Below are 20,895 nucleotides of genomic sequence, written 5' to 3'. Positions count from 1 at the left end.
CCGTTGACGCAGTCACCGGTGGTCTGCGGCGACAGGACCGGCACGTTGACACCCGCGACGAGGCCGACGACCAGGTCGGTGTTGCACAGCTGGACCGGAATGGCCTGCAGGTTCTGGTTGTACTGCTGGTCGCCCCCGTGCGAGGCGGAGGCCGGAGCGGCGGCGAGCATGGCGCCCAGAGCGATACCGGCGATGGCGGTGGCAGCGGTGAACTTACGCATTTTCGGGGTTCTCCTAGTCGATGTTGGTGCTGACGGGGCCGTTGACGCAGTCACCAGTGGTCTGCGGCGACAGGATCGGCAGGTTGACGGCCACCAGACCCACGACGGCGTTGGTGTTGCACAGCTGGACCGGAATGGCCTGCAGGTTCTGGTTGTACTGCTGGTCGCCCCCGTGCGAGGCGGAGGCCGGGGTGACGGCCAGAACGGCGGAGAAAGCGGCACCAGCGACGAGGCCGGCAACACCGAGCTTACGCAGCATTGAATTACCCTTCGGGAAGATTTGAGATATCGTCTCGGTCGAACTTATTGCCGAAATCAGCTGATGTTGGTGCCGATGGGGCCGTTCACGCAGTCACCGGTGGTCTGCGGCGACAGGATCGGCACGGTGACGGCGACCAGGCCGACGCTGCCGGTCAGGTTGCAGGACTGAATCGGAACCAGCTGCAGGTTCTGGTTGAACTGCTGGTCCCCACCGTGCGAAGCGTGAGCGGGAGCCCCCATGAGGAGAGCGCCCATCGCGGCACCGGCGACCAGGCCAGCAGCGGTCAGCTTCTTGATCATGTTTCCCCCGAGAATTAATGCGAGGCATTGACAGAAAAAGACGCAGGCGCTTGTTGCACCTGTGTCGCGGTGGACTGAGGTAATCATCAGCCTGACCTCATTTTTTGTCAACGCCGAAACTCGCAGGAAATTTTGTCCATATTGCCAGGAGAATTCCTTTTGCCCGGCAAATCAAATAGGTCGATTCACTGATTTTCCAGCATCCTCCGCCCGCACGCCCACCCCCGAAAAGTGACCCCACATGGCCATCCCGTTACCTGTGCGTGATGACTTGGCGGCCACCCGAATCCCCTGACCCTTCGTGACCGCATACGCAGACGGTGACCAAGCGACCCCGAACACGAGGGACCGCGCCGGCGTGGCGTCCAGGGCCAAGAGCGCCCCGCCGACCTCCAAGGTGTCCGAGAGGAGGCCCGAAGACGCACCCTGAGGGCGTTTCACAGCTGTTACACAGACAGCCGTGAACGATCGGGAACGCAAAAGACCCCGGTGACCAGCGTCTGAGCTGGTCACCGGGGTCTTCTCCCAGTGTGGCAGGTCAAGGATTCGAACCTTGGAAGGCTAAGCCGACGGATTTACAGTCCGCTCCCATTGGCCACTCGGGCAACCTGCCTGGGCTGCTGCGACGTGTGCGTCGCCGCGCATGAACGACAATAGCGGATGATGGGCCCGAACATGAAATCGGTTGGCCGGGCGCGCCTTGCCCGGTGCTTCCGGCGCACCGGACGGGGCGGGGATAAGCTCTGAAGCCGGCCCGGATCGGGCCACAGGAGACGTGCACGGGCATCGCCCGTGAACCATCGAACGTAGCGGGGTGTGAGAGTACGTGGCCGCCGAATCCAGTTTCGACGTGGTGTCCAAGCTCGACCGGCAGGAGGTCGACAACGCCCTGAACCAAGCCGGCAAGGAACTGTCCCAGCGGTTCGACTTCAAGGGCACCGGGACCACCATCGCCTGGCAGGGTGAGAACGGCATCGAGATCAAGAGCACCTCCGAAGAGCGCGCCACGGCCGCTCTGGAGGTCTTCAAGGAGAAGCTGGTCAAGCGCAAGATCTCCTTGAAGGTCCTGGACTCCGACGAAGAGCCCAAGCCCTCCGGCAAGGAGTACCGCCTCCCGGTGAACCTCAAGGAGGGCATCTCCACCGAGGACGCCAAGAAGATCTCCAAGCTCATCCGGGACGAAGGCCCCAAGGGGGTCAAGGCCCAGATCCAGGGTGAGGAGCTTCGGGTCAGCTCCAAGAAGAAGGACGACCTCCAAAGCGTCATGACCCTCATCAAGGAGAAGGACTTCGACCTGGCGCTCCAGTTCGTCAACTACCGCTGAGCGGTGTCCTTCGGCGCCTCCGCTTCGCTTCGAGGTGTTCGGGCGCTTGGGAGCCGGGAATGGATTCCAGAGCGGCCGTGGCGCCTGCGGCGGGGGCGCCGCCCACCCGTCGCCCGCCACCGCCCTCAACGGACGGCCTGGCGGCCGAGGAGTCCCCTCCCTCTTCGTCGCCCGCTTGTTCGCCCTCAACGGACGGCCTGGCGGCCGAGGAGTCCCTTTGAGCGATCCCACCCGTGACACCTCCACGGGTTTCGAAGAACAGGACCTGCCCTCCTGCACGTAGTGATGGCCGCCCACACATCGATGGGCGGCCATCACCGTGTCCGAGGGCTTCAGCTCAGATCCCACCGGCGACGCAGGTCCCGTAGCCGCTGGACGCGTTCGGCGACCGGGGGATGCGCGGAGAAGAATCTGCCCAGGCGTCCGGGGAACGGATTCATGATCATCAGGTGCGCCGTGGCCAACAGCACACGTTCGCGGGGCAGCGGGTAGGCCCGGTTGCCCGCCTCCAACTTCAGCAGCGCCTTGGCCAGGCCCAGGGGATCTCCGGTGGTCTTCGCCGCCATCTCGTCGGCCCGGAACTCCCGAGAGCGCCCCACCCCGCAATGAACGACCATGGCCGCCAACGGAGCCAGCAGGGTCAGCATCAACCCGCCCAGCAGATTGGGCACGTCCGTCTCCTCGGACTCACCCAGCGGTAATAGGAAGGTGATCGCGGTCAGGGCCGTGATCAGGGCCGTCAAAGTCGCCGCGACCGAGCTGAGCAGGGTGTCGTACGAACGGATGTGGGCCAACTCATGGGCGATCACCCCGCGCAGCTCACGTTCGTCGAGGGTGCGCAGCAACCCGGTCGTGCAGCACAGTGCGGCCCGTCGCGGGTTACCTCCGGTGGCGAAGGCGTTGGGAGAGGCCACCGGCGACAGGTACAGCTTCGGCATGGGCTGCCTGGCCGTGGTGGCGAGCTCCCGAACGATCCGATAGAGCTCGGGGCGTTCGATCTCACTGACCGGGCGCGCACGCATCGCCCGCAGCGCCAAGGACTCTCCGAAGAGGTAGACGAGGATCCCCGCGCAGAGCACCAGGGCGATCGATACCTGGACCCCTTTGTGCGCCCCGCACAACCAGCCGGCCAGGACGACGAGCGCCGAAACTCCGACGAACAGGCCGACCGCGCGAACCGCGTTGACGTGCACGCGCCCTCCTTCCACTGTCCGCCGCTCCCCGGCTTTTGATCCGTACATGGTGACAAACGTGCGGGTCGGCGTCTTGCGTTCCCTATGTGACCTGTCGGTGTTCACCCTCCACACCTGGGAACGCCCCGACTGTGACAATCGCCACCCGAGGCGCCTGGTCTCCCACCCGACGACCTATAGTGCGAACGTGGCCCTCATCACTCCGCGCGGCGAAGGCGGGAGAACCCCGTCCTCCCTGAACGATGGGTACCGTCGCTGAAGGTTCGGCAGCCTCACACGATCCGGACGCGGCACCCGCAGCGCCACGCTGGGTTGGCGCACCCGGCGGGCGTGAGGGCCATGACAGCCATCCCCTGCCCCCGACTCCGGTCATCCGGTCCGCGACGGTGCGGTCCGGCCGGGGGTGGAACACCCGAGCGCCGCCGCCTCCACGACCGGCGGCTCACCGAGGAGGTCGTCGATCTCAGTGGCCAAACAGATCGAACAACTCGACCGTGTCGTCATCCGTTTCGCCGGTGACTCCGGCGACGGCATGCAATTGACCGGTGACCGATTCACCCAGGAGACCGCCTCGTTCGGCAACGACCTGTCGACCCTGCCGAATTTCCCGGCGGAGATCCGCGCCCCCGCCGGCACCCTTCCGGGGGTCTCCAGTTTCCAGTTGCACTTCGCCGACCACGACATCGTGACGCCGGGGGACGCCCCGGACGTGTTGGTCGCGATGAACCCCGCAGCGCTCAAGGCCAACCTCGGCGATCTGCCCAGGGGCGCCACGATCATCGTCAACACCGACGAGTTCACCAAGCGCAGCCTAGCCAAGGTCGGCTACACGGCCGACCCGCTCACCGACGGAAGCCTGGACGGGTACAAGGTCAGCGCTGTGGGGTTGACCTCGATGACGGTAGCGGCCCTGGCCGATTCCGACCTCTCCAAGAAGGACGCCCAGCGCGCGAAGAACATGTTCGCGCTGGGGCTGTTGTCCTGGATGTACAACCGTCCGACGGAGGGAACGATCTCGTTCCTCAAATCCAAGTTCGCCGGCAAACCGGACATCCTCTCCGCCAACCTCACCGCGTTCCAGGCGGGGTGGAACTTCGGCGAGACCACCGAGGACTTCGCGGTCTCCTATGAGATCAAGCCGGCCAGGCTCTCGGCCGGCACCTACCGGAACATCACCGGGAACCTGGCCACCGCCTACGGACTGATCGCCGGTTCCAGGCAGTCCGGGTTGCCGTTGTTCCTGGGCTCCTACCCGATCACTCCGGCTTCGGACATCCTGCACGAACTGTCCAGGCACAAGAGGTTCGGGGTGCGAACCTTCCAGGCGGAGGACGAGATCGCCGGGGTCGGCGCGGCCTTGGGCGCCTCGTTCGGCGGCTCCCTGGGAGTGACCACCACCTCGGGGCCAGGCATGGTGCTCAAGCAGGAGACCGTGGGGCTGGCCGTGATGACCGAGTTGCCACTGGTCATCATCGACGTGCAGCGGGCCGGGCCCAGTACCGGTATGCCCACCAAGACCGAGCAGACGGATCTGCTGATGGCACTGTACGGGCGCAACGGCGAATCCCCGCTCCCCGTGGTGGCCCCCGCCTCGCCCTCCGACTGCTTCGACGTCGCGTTGGAGGCCACCCGCCTGGCGGTGAAGTACCGGACGCCCGTGGTGATGCTCTCGGACGGTTACCTCGCCAACGGTTCCGAGCCCTGGCGGCTGCCGGAGGTGTCCGAGCTGCCGGTCATCGAACCCGATTTCGCCACCGAGCCCAACGGGCCGGACGGAAGCTACCTGCCGTACCTGCGCGATGAGCGGACCCTGGCCCGCCCGTGGGCGGTGCCGGGCACCCCCGGATTGGAACACCGGCTCGGGGGGATCGAGAAGCACGCTCAAAGTGGCGACATCTCCTACACCCCCGGCAACCACGACCTCATGGTCCGCACCCGCCAGGCCAAGATCGACGCCATCGCCCAAGACCTCCCCGAGCTGGAGGTGTCCGACCCCAGCGGCGAAGCGAGGGTGCTCGTGCTGGGTTGGGGTGGTACCTACGGGTCGATCACCGCTGCCGTACGCCGGGTGCGACGCGCGGGCGGCCGAGTGGCCCAGGCTCACCTGCGCCACCTCAACCCGTTCCCGGTCAACCTCGGCGAAGTGCTGCGAAGCTACGACCGAGTAGTGGTCCCCGAGATCAATCTGGGCCAGTTGGCGCTGCTACTGCGCGGCCGCTTCCTGGTCGACGTCATCGGTTACAACAAGGTCCGCGGTCTGCCCTTCAAGGCCGAAGAGCTCGCGGGTGTGCTGCAGGAGGTCATCGACCGTGACTGACAATCCGAGCGGGAACACGAGTCGTGAGGGCGAGCTCGCCGGACTACGGCTGGTGCCCAAGACCGACACCACCTACAAGATGAAGGACTTCAAGTCCGACCAAGAGGTCCGCTGGTGCCCGGGCTGTGGCGACTACGCGATCCTGGCCGCCTTCCAATCGTTCCTACCGCAGCTGGGCGTGCCCCGCGAGAACATCGTGATGGTCTCCGGAATCGGTTGTTCCTCACGCTTCCCGTACTACCTGAGCACGTACGGCGTGCACTCGATCCACGGGCGCGCCCCGGCGATCGCCACGGGGCTGGCGGCGAGCCGACCGGACCTGTCGGTATGGGTGATCACCGGTGACGGCGATGGGCTGTCCATCGGTGGCAACCACCTCATCCACGCGCTGCGCCGCAACGTCAACGTCAACATCCTGTTGTTCAACAACCGGATCTACGGGCTCACCAAGGGCCAGTACTCTCCCACCTCCGAACCCGGGAAGATCACCAAGTCGTCGCCGTTGGGCTCGTTGGACCAGCCGTTCAATCCGGTGTCGTTGGCGTTGGGCGCGGAGGCCGGTTTCGTGGCGCGGACGGTGGACTCCGACCGCAAGCACTTGACGTCGGTGCTCCGGGCCGCCGCCGACCACCCCGGCGCCTCGTTCGTGGAGATCTACCAGAACTGTCCGATCTTCAACGACGACGCGTTCGAACCGTTGAAGGACCCTTCCTCCCGAGATCTACGGCTCCTGCGTATGGAGCAAGGCGAACCACTGCGTCTGGGCCCGGACCGGGGTGTGATCGCCGGGGAGTTCGGGGGCCTGGAGGTCGTGGACGTGGACGAGGTCGGTGAGGACCGGCTGATCCGGCATGACGCCCATCGTGAGGATCCGGGTTACGCGTTCGCGCTGTCTCGTCTGGACCGACCCGCCTTCGAGCACGTGCCGGTCGGGGTGTTCCGGGACGTGCGGCGGCCCACCTATGACGACCTGTTGAACGAGCAGATCGAGGACGCGCGGGCCGAGCGAGGCGACGGAGAGTTGGCGGCGTTGCTGGCCGGCGGCGACACCTGGACCGTGGAGTAGGGACCGACGTACCCACGTGTGCGCTCCGGGCGGGGTCGGGAGGTTCACCCGCCTCGCCCGGGGCGGGCTCCTGCGCCACCACCGTCGAAGGCAATACGCTGCCCCCATGCGTATCGTCATCGCCGGAGGGCACGGCAAGATCGCCCTACGACTGTCCAGGATGCTGGCCGACCGTGGGGACCACCCCGTGGCCCTCATCCGCAACCCAGACCATTCCCAGGACGTCATGGACGCCGGGGCCGAGCCGCTCGTGGTCGACCTGGAACAGGCCACGGTCACCGAGTTGGCCGAGAAGATCATGGGCTCCGACGCCGTGGTGTTCGCGGCCGGTGCCGGGCCGGGTAGTGGCGCGGCCCGTAAGGAGACGGTGGACCACAAGGCCGCGGTGCTGACCGCGGACGCGGCCTCCCTGGCCGGAGTACGCCGGCTGATCCAGATCTCGGCGATCAACGTGGACGAGCCGGTGCCCGAGGGCACCGACGAGGTCTGGAGGGCGTACGTGGCGGCGAAGAAGGCCGCCGACGACGACCTTCGTCAGCGCGACCTCGACCTGGACTGGACGATCCTGCGTCCCGGTCGGCTCACCGACGAGGCCGGAACCGGTCAGGTGGATCTGGGCGAGGAGGTGGAACGCGAGGCGGTGACACGTGAGGACGTCGCCGCGGTGATCGTCGCCCTCTTGGACGAACCAGGTACGGCCGGCCGGGTTCTCAATCTGGTGAATGGGCCGACACCCGTCGTCGAGGCCGTTCGCGCGGCCGCGGGTTAGCTCCTTCTCGCGCCTTGGGGCATCGAGGCGGGGGACCGTTCTCTGTGGCCATGAGCACCATTGGCGGGCATGATGGGAGCGGAGCCCGGCGGACCCCCGCCACGGTGAAAGCGGACGACCGGGAACACGACACCGACGGGCACAGCAGCTCCACAGAGCAGATGGGTACGATTTTTCATGAGTGTCACACAGGTCGTGAGGGACAGCACGGTCGTCGAACACGCCAAGGTCGCCGCGCAACAGAAGCGTCGGATGTTCATCATCCAACTGGAGGTCAACGCCTACGACGAGGCGTCCAGCAAGCTGCGCCCGGGCCTGACCCGCATCTTGGAGGGGATCGAGGAGGCCGGGTGGCGCTTGGATCTGATCACCCCGAGTGAGGACGGCGAGTCCAAGGCCGCCCGCCTGTTCATCTTCCGGCCCGACTTCGAGGCGCTCAAGGCCAAGGAGGCCGAGCAGAGCCAAGCCCAGAATTCGGCTCCGCAGCAAGACCAGTCGGGACAACAGCCCGCCTATCCGCAGTACCCCACCGGTGCCCAACAACAGGACCCGTACGCGGGTTACGGCCAAGGCTACGGTCAGCAGCCGCAGCAGTACCCGGGCTACGACCAGCAGCAGTATCCCGGATACGGGCAGCATCCGGGATACGGTCAGCAACCTGGATACGGTCAGCAGTACCCGGGTTACGGCCAGCAGGGCTGGTAACCGGCCTTCCGTTCGTCAAGGCCCGCACGTCACTGATGAACCGCTCCCCGGAAGTTGGACTGAGAAATCGGTTCCGCTTCCGGGGAGTATGTGCATGAAGCCGTGCGGGCCTTTTCCATGCGGTGAAAGGGACCCCCAAAACACCACCTCCACCCTGATGTCCGGTCGTTTCCTATTCCGATACATTCGCCAGGACCCTGCTTCAGCAACTCTTTCGGTTGTGTAACACGGCGACGCACCAAGTGGCGTCATGTCCGGCATGCCGACCGTGAAGCCGAAGAAACTCCTGGGAAACCTTGGATTCCTTCAGGTAATTACCACAAGCATCCACCTGATTACGGTAGGTTAATTACGGCGGCAGCAGCCAACCCGTTTTGTACTTCCGAAAGGTGACTCGCATGTCCCGTATCGCCAAGATTTCCGGCTTCGTCCTGGCAACCGGCATCGCCTTCGGTGCCTTCACCGGCACGGCCGCAGCCGACAACAACGCCGACATCCAGAACGTCACCATCCCGATCTGTGTGGACGTCCTGAAGGCCTCCGGCATCAGCGGCGGCGGCTGCAACGTCGTGGACTGGAACGCGCACTCGGGCATCACCGTCCACGACGACTAGTCACCCGGACCGGCTCCACGCAGCCGCCGGCACCACCCGCACACAGCGAACCGAAAAGGAACACTCAGCATGAAGCGCATCACCACCATCTCCGGTCTCCTCCTCGCCACCGGCCTCGCCTTCGGTGCCATGTCCGGCACCGCCGCCGCCGACAACAACGCCAACGTCCAGAACCTCACGGTGCCCATCTGCGCCGACGTCCTCACCTTCTCGGGCTTCAGCTCCGACGGCTGCAACGTCACCTCCAGCACCAACACCTCGGGCATCTCCGTCTTCGACTGGTAGCCCACGCTCCCAGCGCGTCGACGACGTGGGGCACGGTGGAGGATCCATCCGTGCCCCACGTGTGTGTTCACCCGGAGTCGCTCATCCCTTACAGGGCCCCTCGGCGGACCAGACGTCCGGATCGGTGACCAGGCGGGCGTGCGAGGCCGTGTCGTAGCGGGAGGTGCCGTAGCGCAGCTTGGCCCGCTCCATCCCCTCGGGCCGCAGCCCCGCCCTCCCCAAGGCCAGACAAGAACCCGGGTTGTCGATCCGGTGCCCCGCCTCCACCCGGAACAGGTTCAGCTCATCGAAGGCGAACCGCGAGATCAGCCGAGCTCCCTCGGTGGCCACACCACGCCCCTGTTCGGCCGGATGCGTCCAAAACGACAACCAGCCCGACTCGTGCCTACGGCTGGTGACCGCGATCTGCACGTGACCCAGCACCCTGTCCGGTCCGTCGACCACCGCGAATCCGTGAACATCCTGCTCCCGGGCCAACACGTCACGGCGTTCGATCCACTCCACCGCATCCTCCCGGGTACGGGGTACGTCGGCTTCCTGCCGGGTCAGCTCCTCCCAGGCGAACGCCTCGAGCAGACGCTCCACATCTCCTCGGTGCCACTTGCGCAGTCGGTACAACGGCCACCTCTTTCCTCCAGACTCCGGTCGCGCCAACCTAGGACCGCCGCCGGGCCGGGGCAAGTGGTTTCGCGTTTTCGGCGGTGCGGAGAACGAAGGCGCGCGGCGCCGAACCCGTTCTGGCGAGTCGAACGGTCCACGCGGCCCGAAACCGGCCTGGTGGTCCAGACCGAGCCATGGAGCAGGGGTCAGACGGTGGAGCGCAGCAGAGGGACCCGCCGCATGAGGGCCACTAGGAGCAGGCTGATCACCGCGGTCACGATGGCGTACCCGGCCGCCGCGAACAGTGCCGGATAGCCCTCGGGCATCCCCCACAGGTCACGCAGTGTGTACAGCACGATGACGTGCACGAGGTAGACCCCCAAGCTCAGCCCGGACACCACACGAACGACCCCCTTGGCGGCCCTCGCCGCCGGGTTCTCCGCCATGGCCAGGCGAGTGCCCACGGCACGCAGCGTCAGGTAGGCACCGATACCCGCGAGGATCATCGGCGGGGACAAAAAGGCGTAGAAGTACTCGCCACCGGAGCTCCATTCCCCCTCCATGTGCGCGGCGACGCCGGCACCCACGGTGGTGGCGGTGACCCCTAGGACGAGCGCGGCGATTCCGACACGGGTGGTCCGGGGCCCTGGGGCGGTGGTCAGCAACAGCCATCCCACCAGGTAGTAGCCGAGAAAGGGGAGGAAGCGGGTGACGGCACTCACGCCTCCGGCCCCGTCGATCAGGGACAGCAACTGGTCGAGGACGCCCACTCCGAACGCCGCGCCGGCGAACCACCACAGGGCGGTGCGTGAACCGTGCTCGACCACCGTCCTCAAGAACGGGGTGAACAGGTAGAGACCGGCGATGACGTACAGGAAGTACAGGTGGATCGACGGGGCTCCCGAGGCGGCCTGCGTGGCCATGCTGGGCGCGTCGAGGCCGTCGCGCCACTGTTGCCAGAGCAGGTAGAGGGCGGTCCACACCAGTAGGGGCACGCCGATCTTGGCCCACCTCTTGCGGTAGAAGTCGCCCACGCCCTCCTCACGCGGACCCAGTAGCAGGGCGCCGCTGATCATGACGAACACCGCGACGCACCAGCGCGTGGCGGCGTCCACGAAGTTGGCGGACCACCACGTGTAACCGCCGAGGTCGGCGTAGATCGTACTCACCAAAGGTGAGTAGGCGTGCACGATGATCACCGCGACCATCGCGGCCACGCGCGCGAACCCCACCCAGTCGGTGGATGGGGAGGGCGGGGAAAGCGTCGGCCTGCCAGCGGGGGCTGTCTCTACTCGCACCCCCCTACCGATACCATTTCGTTATAGCGAAGTTCAACTCGAGCCCGGGGGAGCAGAGGGGGCCCGCCCGCCAAGGCATACTCCCTGACCTGGACTCCAATACTCCGTCGATTCTTCACAAGCCATCGCCGACACACCGGGTGCCCGAGTGGACACGCACACCGAAGGCATGTGGTCGCGGATGAAGGGACCGCCCCACGGGGGCAGCGATCCCTGAGCCGCCCAGCGGGTCGAGACCGACCGTGGGGCGCCGAGGGAGCGCGGTATCGAGCCATGCCGAGCGAACCCGAAGCACCGGTCCCGTTCCACGACACCATGCGCGTGGCGGAGGGCCGCTGGAAGGGCTTCCGTCTCGCGGCCCGGCGCGCCGTTTCAAAGGACCCTCCTTCGGCCGGTAGGCGGCTGCGCCCCCGGGAATGAAACATCCCTGGTCTCACCAGGACTCCGTCGCGGCCCGGTCCGCCATGCCCTGTTCGCGCCCGTCACGGAACAGGTCGCTCCTTGCGACCGGCGGGCGGACGGGTTCCTAGAGGAATCCGGGCGAGCGTCATCGAACCAGGGCCGACCCGACGCCCGGCCATCGTTCGAGCGTTCGCGGGCGTACTCGCACGTGCTCGGCCGTACTACCCGGCCACGCGTCCAGAGTCCGCGTCGTCCGAGGTCACGACCCCGATCGGGCAGCTGGCTCCGGTACCACCGATACCGCAGTAACCATTGGGATTCTTGGCGTCCGAAAGGTACTGCTGGTGGTAGTCCTCGGCGAAGTAGAACGTCTTTAGTGAGGCGATCTCGGTGGTGATGGGACCGTAGCCGGCACGGGCGAGGACCGGCTGGAAGGCGTCCCGGGTGGCCTCGGCGACCTCACGCTGGGACTCGGAGTGGTAGTAGATCGCCGACCGGTACTGACTGCCGACGTCGTTGCCCTGGCGCAGCCCTTGCGTGGGGTCGTGGCCCTCCCAGAAGACCCTGAGGATCTCCTCGTAGGAGATCTTCCTCGGGTCGAAGACCACCCGGACGACCTCGGTGTGCCCGGTCAGGCCCGAGCAGACCTCTTCGTAGGTGGGGTTGGGCGTGTAGCCACCCGCGTATCCCACGGCGGTGGTGATGACGCCCCGTTCGGCGCCCAAGCGCCAGAACACGCGCTCGGCGCCCCAGAAACAGCCCATCCCCAGGTCGGCGACCTCACTGCCCTCCGGGTAGGGCGGAGTCAAGGCGGTGCCCAGGACGGTGTGCCCGAAGGGTGGTTCGATCGGGATCTCCCTGCCTGGGAGGGCGCGAGCGGGATCGACCATGGTCGTCTTTGAACCGAACATGTCTCCAGGCTATCCACGACCGGTGAGAAAAAGGGGGACAGGAAGGATGATTCATCCTACGATTAGCGTTGTGCCGGAATCCAACCGTGGTGTCATCCTTGGGGCGAGCGCCTTCCTCCTGTGGGGCTTCGCCGCCATGTACTGGCCCTTCCTCTCCCCCGCCGAGCCGGCCGAGGTCCTCGCCCACCGCATGGTGTGGGCCCTGGCCGCGATGTGCGTCTTCCTCCTGGCGGCACGACGCGGCTGGGCCTGGTTACCACCCCTCCTGCGCAACCCACGGCGGCTGCTCCCGGTGGCCGCGGCCGCCGTGTTGATCTCGATCAACTGGTGGGGTTTCATCTACTCGGTCTCCATCGTTCAGACCCTCCAGGCCTCACTGGCCTACTTCATCAACCCCCTGATGACCGTCTGTCTGGCCGTGGTGTTCTTCTCCGAGCGCCTGCGCGTCGCCCAGTGGGTGGCCGTGGGTCTGGGCGCGATGGCGGTGGTCGTGATGACCTTCGCCTACGGTTCGACCCCCTGGCTCTCCTTGTTGATGGCCACTTCATTCGCCGCCTACGGCGCGGTGAAGAAGTACGTGAGCCTGGACGGAATGCAGAGCCTGACCGTCGAGACCCTGGTGATGTTCCTGCCCGCACTGGGCTACGTGATCTATCTGGAGGCCATGGGTACGGGCACCACGTTCTCGGTCTCACCCGCGCACACGGCCCTGCTCGTGGGCGGGGGGTTCGTGACGGCCCTTCCGTTGCTGCTGTTCGGCATGGCCGCCCGCCGAATCCCGCTGAGCGTGATCGGGATGTTGCAGTTCATCACGCCCACCATGATGTTCCTGATCGGTTGGCTACTCCAAGGCGAGGAGATGCCACCGGCCCGATGGGTGGGTTTCGGTTTCGTGTGGTCGGCCGTATGCGTCTTCGCCTATGACCAGCTGCGCTCTTCACCCCGAAGGTCCGTCGCACACGCGACGACGGGCCGGCCCCCGAACGCCTCTTCGCCTTCCCCAGCTCGGGACTGAGCAGCGAGGTTCCCTGGTTCCGGCAAACCGAAACCACCCTCAGTGACACTGTGCTAACGTCTGGTCGTGATCATCGGGCACCGACCCGACTCCCACCGCACCTATGCCCAGGAGGGTTCGTGAAGCCTCACGCCGGCCGAAACGGCACGTTCAGTGCCGTCTCGGGCCTGCGTTCGGCCGCACCCGCCCTGCTGTTCCTGTTCGGCTCCCTCTTGGCCGCCTTGTGGCTTCTGTCCTCGCCCGCGCAGGCCGAGTCCCTTCCCGAAGTTCTCCAAGAAGCGGAGCGGGGGCGCACCCTCGAACGGGTGGAAGAGGTCACGGCGCCGGTGACCGGGGTCCTGGGCGGCGTTCACCAGCGTGTGGAACAGGGCGCCACCGAGGTCACTGCGAGCGCCACCGCCCTGCCCGGGCCCCCCGGCACCGAAGTCCATGACGAGGTACGCGGTGCCGTGACCGAACTCGACCGGACCCGAGAGGACCTCACCGAGCACGAACCGATCATCGCGGCGGGTGTCACCGAATCCACCGGGCCCGCCGTCGAACCGCTCGCCACGGCCGATTCCTCTTCTTCGGACCGTGCACGGTCCAAGGACGTGGGTATTCCCGAGCCCGTGACGACCACACCCCTGCGGGGACACCCTCAGGCCGACCGCACCGACGTGGTCGAGGCCACCGAGAACGTCGGCGACACCGGGTCCACCGAGCCGACCATCGACCGGCCCCGGGTTCAGCCCGCCACCTCTTCCTCGGCGGCCACCGCGAGCGCTCCCGCCCCGGCCACCGCCGTCGCGGGCTACCTCGACTCCCCCGCGCTCCCCGGACCGAAGGCCGCCGACGCGCCTGTCCGCGTCCAGCGCCCACACGCCACTCCCGTGGATCCGGCCGACGACCCCACGGTCTCGCCCGATTAACGAACGGTCCCGTCCTCGGACCGTTCCCAGCCCGCCCTTCTCCCTGGGAGCTGACCTGAGTCCCGTGCCGTCGTTCACGTGATTCACGTCAGCCGGTGGTCCGCCCCGGCTCAGTCAGGCCGCTCCTCGCGGCCCTCCCGTCAGCACATGGCTTCATCAGGGAAGGAATCCCATGACCCAGACCAAGCGTCTCTCCGCCCGAACGGTGATCCTCGCCGCGGGTGTCGCCGGCTTCGTGGCCCTCGGCGCCGGTGTCGCCGGGGCCGAAGGGCTCCAGACCCCCGTGCACGACCTCTCCCCCGCCGTGGAGCGCGTCCTCGTCGAGGGTGTGGCGCCCACCATGAACACGATCGCTCCCGAAGGTGTGGGGCCCATCGCCGGGACCGCCCTGGAGGAGTTGCAGAGCAGCGCCCACAACCCCGAGCGGGGCGCTCCCGACCTGGGTGCCGTGCTGCCCGAGTCCCCGCTGGCCGAGACGGTCACCGAGGTCCAGGACGCCACCGGCCTCGATGGGGACCCACACGACACCATCGGCCACTCCGCCGGTGAGGCGGTGGAGGCCGCCGCCCAGGACGCGGGCGTGGCCTTGGAGGAGGGCGCCCATAAGGCCGGCGCGGGCTTGGAGGACTCCGCCTCCGAAGTGCTGCCGCACACCGTTGAGTCGGTGGTCGAGTTGCGTGACGAGGTGCTCGTGCTGCCCGACCTGGAGGAGCAGCGTCTGCCCGAACTGTCCGAGGTCACCGAGCTCACCGGTGGCAACACCCTGAAACTGGAGGAGCTCGACTCGCCGGCGCCCGTCGCCGGACAAGGTGACACCCTCCCCATGAGCCACCCCACGAGCGCTCCCCCGACCCCGGGCCTGACCGACCTCACCGAGGCAGTGCTCGCGGGTGAGGTCCAGCCGATCGACCTGAACGGCCCGCTGGCCGACGCCCAGCTCCCCCAGCTGGCCGAAGGCGTCGACACCACCACCGCCGAGGACCTGGTGGCCGGACTGAGCCGTGGCCCGGACCTGCTCAACGACCTGGACACCAGCGACCTGGTGTCCATCGAGGGCGGCACCGTCGAGCAGGAGACCCCCGAGGGCATGGTCGAGCACCCGACCTTCATGGACCTGCCCGGTTCCGAGGCCCTTCCCGTCATCAGCTAGACCTTCCCCATGGACGGCGCCGCCCCACGCACCCGGGGCGGCGCCGTCGTCGTGTGTCCGATCCCGGGCGAAGCGGGCGTCGTCCACATGGCATCGGTCGCCGAAGGAAACCGTTGCCGTTTCGCACCCATCAAGGCCATTACAGGTCATGTTTCGTCGGCATGATCAAAGAATGGTTTTCAGTAAACTATTCGCTCGCCATGATGAACGTCTTGCTCGAAAGTACGGCGTCACCTGGGGCGACCCCTGGCACGACCCTGACCTCGCCGCCGCCCTCCCCGCCGTCAAGGCGGGTGACCTCGCCGCAGGTCTGGCCCTGCTCGACACCCCCGACCCCCAACTGCGTTCCCTCCGTCTGCACATCCTCTCCAACGAGACCATCCCCCTGTTGGAGAAGCTGGAGTCCGGGATGGACCAGCCCGACCCCGAACCCGACCTGCTCATGTGGGCGGGTGCCACCCGCACCAAGGCCGCCTGGGAGATCCGCACCGGCGCCTGGGCCGAGGACGTCGGTGAGGAACGATTCCGCCGTTTCCACGAGACGCTCGCCCCGGCCTTCGAGCCGCTCATGTACGCGGCCCAGATCAGTCTCACCCCCACCGCCCTGGACCAGCTTCAGTGGTTCGGACTGGGAATGGGCCTTTCCCGAGAGGAGATGGACCACCTCTGGGAGCGGATCGTGGAACTGGACCCGGAGCACCGCGCCTCCCAGGAGAGCCGTTTCCAGGTACTGTGCCACAAGTGGTCGGGCTCACACGAGGAGATGTTCGATTTCGCCCGTGAGGCCGTGGCGCGGGCTCCTCTCGGTGACCGCTCCCTCGCCCTGATCGCGAAGGCGCACTACGAGAACCTCAACATCATGTTCAGGGACGAGGGCCTGGAGACCTACGGTGCCGTCCGTGGAGTACTGGAGGGTTATTACTCCGACCCGTCGGTGAAGGCCGAGATCGTCGACGCCGTCGACCGCTGGCTGGCGGGCCCGCTCGACTATCCCCTGATCGCCCGGGACGCGCACATGTTCGGATCCACACTGCACGTCGCCGGTGAGCACCAGCGCGCCGCCGCGGTCCTGCCTTTGGCCGGTGCCCTGGTTCCGGATTCAGGATTCGAACTCTGGACCTTCCTGGACACCCACCCGCCGGCCTACTACGCCCGGACTCGACAGAAACTGGGCGTCCCCCTGCCCACCGTCTGACCTCGTCCCGGCCTTCCCGTCCGAAGACGACGCGGGCCCCTCCCCCAAGCGTGGGAGGGGCCCGCGTGAAGACGTCGAGCGGTGGCTCAGCCGGAGCGTTCCACCACGTAGTCGCACAGGGAAAAGAAAGCCTCGCGCGCCGGCACGTCCGGCAGCGTCCGCAGCTCGGCGCGGGCCTTGTCGGCCCAACCGCGCAAGGTCGCGTCCGCCTCCGCCATGGCCGGGTGGGGACGCAGCAGAGCGAGCGCTTCCTCGGCCTCGGTGTCGTCGAGCGGACGCCCCAGCAGCGACTTCAGGCGCTCGTCCGCCGGATCCTGGGAGCGCAGCGCGTAGAACATGGGCAGGGTGAGCACGCCCTCGCGCAGGTCCGTTCCCGGGGTCTTGCCCGAATCGGCGCTCTCGCTGGCCACGTCCAGGATGTCGTCGGCGAGCTGGAAGGCCATGCCCAGCGCGTCGCAGGCGCGGGTCAGGGTGCTCACCGTGTCCGGATCGACCTTGCCGAACATGCCGCCGAACTCCGCCGAGGAGGCGATGAGCGAGGCGGTCTTGTCGTCGATGACGTTGAGGTAGTGGTCCAGCGGATCGATGCCGTCCCGAGGGCCGGAGGTCTCCAGGATTTGACCCTGCACCAGGCGGGCGAAGGTCTCGGCCTGCAACCGGACCGCCTCGGTGCCCAGGTCGGCGAGCATCGTGGACGCCTTGGCGAACACGTAGTCGCCGGTGAGGATGGCGATGGTGTTTCCCCAGCGCTGGTTGGCGCTGGGCTTGCCACGGCGCAGTTCGGCCTCGTCCATCACGTCGTCGTGGTACAAGGTGGCCACGTGGGTCAACTCCACCACGGCCGCCGCCGGAATGAGGTCGGGCACCGTGGGGTCACCGAAATGGCCGGCGAGCAACACCAGCATGGCGCGGAAGCGTTTGCCGCCGGCCTCCAGCAAATGCGAGGCGGCCTCGGTCAGCAGGGGGTCGCTGGACCGCACCGACGCCCGCAGCAGTTCCTCGACCTTCTCCAGGTCGTCCTGGACTTCCCGGGCGAGGGTCGGGTCGACTCTCGGCAGAGCGAGAAACCCGCTCGGGACAGCACCGCTCACCGTAAAGCTCCACCTGTTGAACGGGCGTGTCGGCGGCCCCTGGGAGGGGCCGCCGCACGCTCAACGCATGAACATGATCCGACTTGCCACGGTATCCGACCCGGAATGTTCGTCCAAAGCCACACCCGGGTCCACGATCACTCCTCGGCGACCTGGTGGATCATCACCGCGGCGGGTTCCTGATCACCTTCCAAGGGCGGCAGGAGGTTGTTCAGAACCGGGCCCGGGAAGATCCCGAGAGCCAGCGTGGCCGCCACGCCCACGGTGATCACCCCTCCGGTGAGGGCCCCGGCACGGGCGATCGTGGGTCCTTCACCCTCCGAATCCCGGAAGAACATCACAACGATGATCCGGACGTAGAAGAAGGCGGTAACCGCGCTACTGAGGACACCGACGACCACCAGCGGGGCGGCCCCCGCTGCGACGGCGGCCTCGAACACCGCGAACTTGCCGATGAACCCACTGGTGAGCGGGATGCCCGCGAAGGCCAACAGGAACAGTGACAGTGCCAGGGCCAATCCTGGAGCACGACGACCCAGTCCGGCCCAGCCCTCCAGGTCACCGAGCTCCTGGCCACCGTCCCTGGTGCGCACCAGGGTGACGACCGCGAACGCGCCCAGGGTGGTGAACCCGTAGGCGGCCAGGTAGAACATGGCGCCCGCGAGACCGTCGGCGCTGGAGGCGATCACGGCGGTGAGGATGAACCCGGCGTGCACCACCGACGAGTAGGCCAACAGTCGCTTGACGTCGCGCTGGGTGACGGCGATGAACGCGGCCACCACCATCGTCAGGATCGCGACGGTCCACAGCATCGGTTCCCAGATCTCCACCGCACCACCGAAGGGCACGAAGAACACCCGAAGGAGCGCGCCGAAGGCGGCCACCAGGGTGCAGGAGGCCATCAGTGCGGTGATGGGCGTGGGCGCACCCTGGTAGACGTCCGGCTTCCAGTTGTGGAAGGGTACGGCGCCGACCTTGAACAGCAGGCCGATCGCGACCAGACCGATGCCCATGACGAGCAGCGGCTCACCATTGCCGTCGACGAAGATCTCCGCTCCTCCGGCCTCCACGGCCTGACGGATGGCGGAGAAGTTCACCGAACCCGCGTAGCCGTACACCATGGCGATCCCGAACAGGAAGAACGCCGAGGAGAACGCGCCGAGCAGAAAGTACTTGACCGCGGCCTCTTGGGAGAAGAGACGACGGCGACGTGCCAGCCCGCACAGCAGGTACAGCGGCAGACTCATCACCTCGAGGGCGATGAACATGGTGAGGAAGTCGTTGGACGCGGGGAAGAGCAACATGCCCAGGACCGCGAACAGCACCAAGGGGTAGACCTCGGTGTGCTGGGACCCGGCCAGGATGTGCCTGCGCTCTTCCTCGCTGCCCGGAACCGTGGCGGCCTGGGCGGAGAACGCGTCGCGCCCGTCGCGCCGTTCGGCGATGAGCATCAGGCTGACCAGGGCCAGCACGGTGATGGTGCCCTGGAGGAAGAGCACCACGCGGTCCACCGCCAGGACCCCGCCGGCCAGGAGTACACCGTCACCGACCTCACCCAGCTGGACGACGATCAGGACGAACGTGACGAGCAGGGCCGCCGCGGCGACCGTGATCTGGAGCGGCCGCAGGACCTTCTTGGGTGCGAAGGCCTCGAAAAGCACCGCCAGCACACCGGCGCCGAACACGACCATGATGGGGGCGAGCAGCCACCAGTCCAGGGTCGGTGCCGCCTCGGTGATGCCGGGGAGCGACGGGGGCGCCCCGTCGGCGACGTAGAGCGCGTTCACTCCTCGTCTCCTTCCTCGGTGTCGCCCTCGGCGGTCGTGGCGCTCTGGGCGGTGTCCGCCCCGATCTCCACGGTGCGTTCGACGGCGGGATTGATCACGTTGAGCAAGGGCTGCGGGTAGACGCCGAGCCCGATGATGAGGGCGATCAACGGCGCGATCACCCAGGTCTCACGCGCGGACAGGTCGGGCAGCTTCGACAGTTTCTCGGGGGTGGGTCCGGCCATGGTGCGCTGGTACATCCACAGGATGTAGAGCGCGGCCAGGACCACGCCCACCACGGCGATGACCGCCGGGACCGGGTTGAAGGCGTAGGCCCCGATGAACACCAGGAACTCACCGACGAACGGTGCCAGTCCGGGCAGTCCCAGGCCGGCCAGACCGGTGATCAGGAAGACCCCGGCCAGCTTGGGCGCGACCTTTTGGACGCCCCCGTAGTCCTCGATGCGGGCGCTGCCGTGACGGGCGATGAGGAAGCCCACGATGAGGAAGAGGGCCCCGGTGGCGAAACCGTGGTTGACCATGTACAGGGCCGCCCCGGCCTGGCCCTGCTGGTTCAGGACGAAGATGCCCAAGGTGATGAAGCCGAAGTGGGACACCGAGGTATAAGCGACCAGTCGCATCATGTCGCTTTGGCCGATGGCCAGGATCGCGCCATAGATGATGCTCACCAGGCTCAGTGCCACCACCGGCCACACGAACCAGGACACGGCGGCGGGGAACAGCTCCAGACAGAACCGGAGCATGCCGTAGGTACCGACCTTGTCCAGGACACCGACCAGCAGGACCGCGGTGCCGGGGCTGGAGGATCCGGTCGCGGTGGGCAGCCAGGTGTGCACCGGCCACATCGGGGCCTTGATCGCGAAGGCGATGAAGAACCCGAGGAAGAGCCAGCGCGCCGTGGCCGGGTCCACCGCGGCGAGCGGACCGCCCGAGGCGGTCAGCTCGCTCCACAGGAAGGTGCCACCGATGACGTACACGCCGATCACCGCGACCAGCATGATCAGGCCGCCGGCCAGGCTGTACAACAGGAACTTCATCGCGGCCTTGGCACGGTCGGCACCGCGTCCGTACCGCCCGATCATGAAGTAGACCGGGATCAGCATGACCTCGAAGAACACGTAGAACAGGAAGACGTCGGTGGCGGCGAAGACACCGATCATCATCGCTTCGAGGGCGAGGATGAGGGCGAAGTAGCCGCGGCCACCGTCCGACAGGTCGGAGTGTTCGTTCCAGGCCGCCAGGATGACCAGCGGAACCAGGACCACCGACATCAGGATCAGCGCCAGGGCGATGCCGTCCACGCCCACCGCGAAGTGGATCCCGAAGTAGGGGATCCACGGGTAGACCTCCTCGAACTGCAGGCCCCCCGCCCCGGAGGTGTCGAAGTTCAGGGCCATGGCCACGACCAGGGCCAGGGTCGCCAGGGAGACGACCAGTGCGATGCGCTTGGCGGTCTCCGCGGAGGCGGCGCCCGCCCCCG

Annotated in this window: 21 protein-coding genes and 1 tRNA gene (1 of these 22 running past the window's edge); 11 read left to right on the top strand and 11 right to left on the bottom strand. The window is 67.1% G+C overall.

All coding sequences use genetic code 11. The annotated features are described in order from the left end of the window. From D472_RS0107380 to D472_RS0107365, 4 genes are all read right to left on the bottom strand, one after another. Positions 1–221, bottom strand: a 221-nt coding sequence (locus D472_RS0107380) for a hypothetical protein (protein WP_017603853.1), incomplete at its 3' end; no start/stop codon positions are given. Positions 222–234: 13 nt separating this feature from the next. Then, complete coding sequence (locus tag D472_RS0107375; RefSeq protein ID WP_017603852.1) at positions 235–480, bottom strand: hypothetical protein; 246 nt, start codon at positions 478–480, stop codon at positions 235–237. A gap of 56 nt (positions 481–536) precedes the next feature. Continuing rightward, positions 537–782: a hypothetical protein gene (locus tag D472_RS0107370; protein ID WP_017543038.1), complete on the bottom strand. Its 246-nt coding sequence runs from the start codon at positions 780–782 to the stop codon at positions 537–539. A 531-nt stretch (positions 783–1,313) separates the two neighbouring features. Continuing rightward, positions 1,314–1,395, bottom strand: a tRNA-Tyr gene (locus D472_RS0107365). A gap of 213 nt (positions 1,396–1,608) precedes the next feature. Between D472_RS0107365 and D472_RS0107360 the strand changes: the two genes are divergently transcribed. After that, positions 1,609–2,106 (top strand): YajQ family cyclic di-GMP-binding protein, encoded by a 498-nt coding sequence (locus D472_RS0107360; RefSeq protein WP_017603851.1) that lies wholly within the window; start codon positions 1,609–1,611, stop codon positions 2,104–2,106. Between the two features lie 332 nt (positions 2,107–2,438). Here the strand turns inward: D472_RS0107360 and D472_RS0107355 are convergent, their stop codons facing one another. Next, positions 2,439–3,299, bottom strand: a complete 861-nt coding sequence (locus D472_RS0107355; protein WP_017603850.1) for a M48 family metalloprotease — start codon at positions 3,297–3,299, stop codon at positions 2,439–2,441. A gap of 466 nt (positions 3,300–3,765) precedes the next feature. Here D472_RS0107355 and D472_RS0107345 point away from each other — a divergent pair, with 466 nt between their 5' ends. The 6 genes from D472_RS0107345 to D472_RS0107320 all read left to right on the top strand — a co-directional run bounded on the left by D472_RS0107345 (position 3,766) and on the right by D472_RS0107320 (position 9,055). Beyond that, the gene (locus tag D472_RS0107345; protein ID WP_017603849.1) at positions 3,766–5,616 is read left to right on the top strand and encodes a 2-oxoacid:acceptor oxidoreductase subunit alpha; all 1,851 of its coding nucleotides are present in this window, start codon (positions 3,766–3,768) and stop codon (positions 5,614–5,616) included. 79 nt (positions 5,617–5,695) lie between these two features. Next, positions 5,696–6,682, top strand: a complete 987-nt coding sequence (locus D472_RS0107340; protein ID WP_239642930.1) for a 2-oxoacid:ferredoxin oxidoreductase subunit beta — start codon at positions 5,696–5,698, stop codon at positions 6,680–6,682. Between the two features lie 106 nt (positions 6,683–6,788). Next, positions 6,789–7,451, top strand: a complete 663-nt coding sequence (locus D472_RS0107335) for an NAD(P)H-binding protein (protein ID WP_017603847.1) — start codon at positions 6,789–6,791, stop codon at positions 7,449–7,451. 177 nt (positions 7,452–7,628) lie between these two features. Next, on the top strand, positions 7,629–8,156 hold the full coding sequence (locus tag D472_RS0107330; protein ID WP_026117474.1) for a hypothetical protein: 528 nt from the start codon (positions 7,629–7,631) through the stop codon (positions 8,154–8,156). 398 nt (positions 8,157–8,554) lie between these two features. Beyond that, positions 8,555–8,770: a hypothetical protein gene (locus D472_RS0107325; protein ID WP_017603846.1), complete on the top strand. Its 216-nt coding sequence runs from the start codon at positions 8,555–8,557 to the stop codon at positions 8,768–8,770. Between the two features lie 69 nt (positions 8,771–8,839). Continuing rightward, the gene (locus tag D472_RS0107320; protein ID WP_017603845.1) at positions 8,840–9,055 is read left to right on the top strand and encodes a hypothetical protein; all 216 of its coding nucleotides are present in this window, start codon (positions 8,840–8,842) and stop codon (positions 9,053–9,055) included. 81 nt (positions 9,056–9,136) lie between these two features. On the opposite strand, the gene D472_RS0107315 is transcribed toward D472_RS0107320, so the two are convergent. The 3 genes from D472_RS0107315 to msrA form a co-directional block, all read right to left on the bottom strand. Further along, positions 9,137–9,673, bottom strand: a complete 537-nt coding sequence (locus tag D472_RS0107315) for a GNAT family N-acetyltransferase (protein WP_017603844.1) — start codon at positions 9,671–9,673, stop codon at positions 9,137–9,139. 188 nt (positions 9,674–9,861) lie between these two features. Then, positions 9,862–10,887: an acyltransferase gene (locus tag D472_RS0107310; RefSeq protein WP_026117473.1), complete on the bottom strand. Its 1,026-nt coding sequence runs from the start codon at positions 10,885–10,887 to the stop codon at positions 9,862–9,864. A 689-nt stretch (positions 10,888–11,576) separates the two neighbouring features. Continuing rightward, positions 11,577–12,266, bottom strand: coding sequence for a peptide-methionine (S)-S-oxide reductase MsrA (gene msrA / locus D472_RS0107305; RefSeq protein WP_083903403.1), 690 nt, complete (start codon positions 12,264–12,266; stop codon positions 11,577–11,579). A 70-nt stretch (positions 12,267–12,336) separates the two neighbouring features. Here msrA and rarD point away from each other — a divergent pair, with 70 nt between their 5' ends. The 4 genes from rarD to D472_RS0107285 all read left to right on the top strand — a co-directional run bounded on the left by rarD (position 12,337) and on the right by D472_RS0107285 (position 16,537). Continuing rightward, the gene (rarD, locus tag D472_RS0107300; RefSeq protein WP_017603841.1) at positions 12,337–13,281 is read left to right on the top strand and encodes an EamA family transporter RarD; all 945 of its coding nucleotides are present in this window, start codon (positions 12,337–12,339) and stop codon (positions 13,279–13,281) included. 119 nt (positions 13,282–13,400) lie between these two features. Beyond that, on the top strand, positions 13,401–14,192 hold the full coding sequence (locus D472_RS0107295; RefSeq protein WP_017603840.1) for a hypothetical protein: 792 nt from the start codon (positions 13,401–13,403) through the stop codon (positions 14,190–14,192). A gap of 172 nt (positions 14,193–14,364) precedes the next feature. Next, on the top strand, positions 14,365–15,342 hold the full coding sequence (locus tag D472_RS0107290; RefSeq protein ID WP_017603839.1) for a hypothetical protein: 978 nt from the start codon (positions 14,365–14,367) through the stop codon (positions 15,340–15,342). A gap of 172 nt (positions 15,343–15,514) precedes the next feature. Next, on the top strand, positions 15,515–16,537 hold the full coding sequence (locus D472_RS0107285) for a hypothetical protein (protein ID WP_017603838.1): 1,023 nt from the start codon (positions 15,515–15,517) through the stop codon (positions 16,535–16,537). 86 nt (positions 16,538–16,623) lie between these two features. Here the strand turns inward: D472_RS0107285 and D472_RS0107280 are convergent, their stop codons facing one another. The 3 genes from D472_RS0107280 to D472_RS0107270 form a co-directional block, all read right to left on the bottom strand. Beyond that, the gene (locus D472_RS0107280) at positions 16,624–17,628 is read right to left on the bottom strand and encodes a polyprenyl synthetase family protein (protein ID WP_017603837.1); all 1,005 of its coding nucleotides are present in this window, start codon (positions 17,626–17,628) and stop codon (positions 16,624–16,626) included. 137 nt (positions 17,629–17,765) lie between these two features. Then, a complete protein-coding gene (gene nuoN / locus D472_RS0107275; RefSeq protein WP_017603836.1) occupies positions 17,766–19,415 on the bottom strand; it encodes an NADH-quinone oxidoreductase subunit NuoN in 1,650 nt (549 codons plus the stop codon). Beyond that, positions 19,412–20,895 carry the 3' portion of an NADH-quinone oxidoreductase subunit M gene (locus D472_RS0107270; RefSeq protein ID WP_017603835.1) on the bottom strand. The gene runs 160 nt beyond the window's last position, so the window shows 1,484 of its 1,644 coding nt (coding positions 161–1,644); its start codon lies off the right edge, out of view — the gene reads right to left on this strand; it ends in the stop codon at positions 19,412–19,414. The genes nuoN and D472_RS0107270 overlap by 4 nt, the downstream gene beginning before the upstream one ends.

This window comes from Nocardiopsis alkaliphila YIM 80379, assembly GCF_000341005.1.
Lineage (GTDB): Bacteria > Actinomycetota > Actinomycetes > Streptosporangiales > Streptosporangiaceae > Nocardiopsis > Nocardiopsis alkaliphila.
Note: the sequence above shows the minus strand (reverse complement) of the source record. Positions and strands in the feature narration are given on the sequence as shown.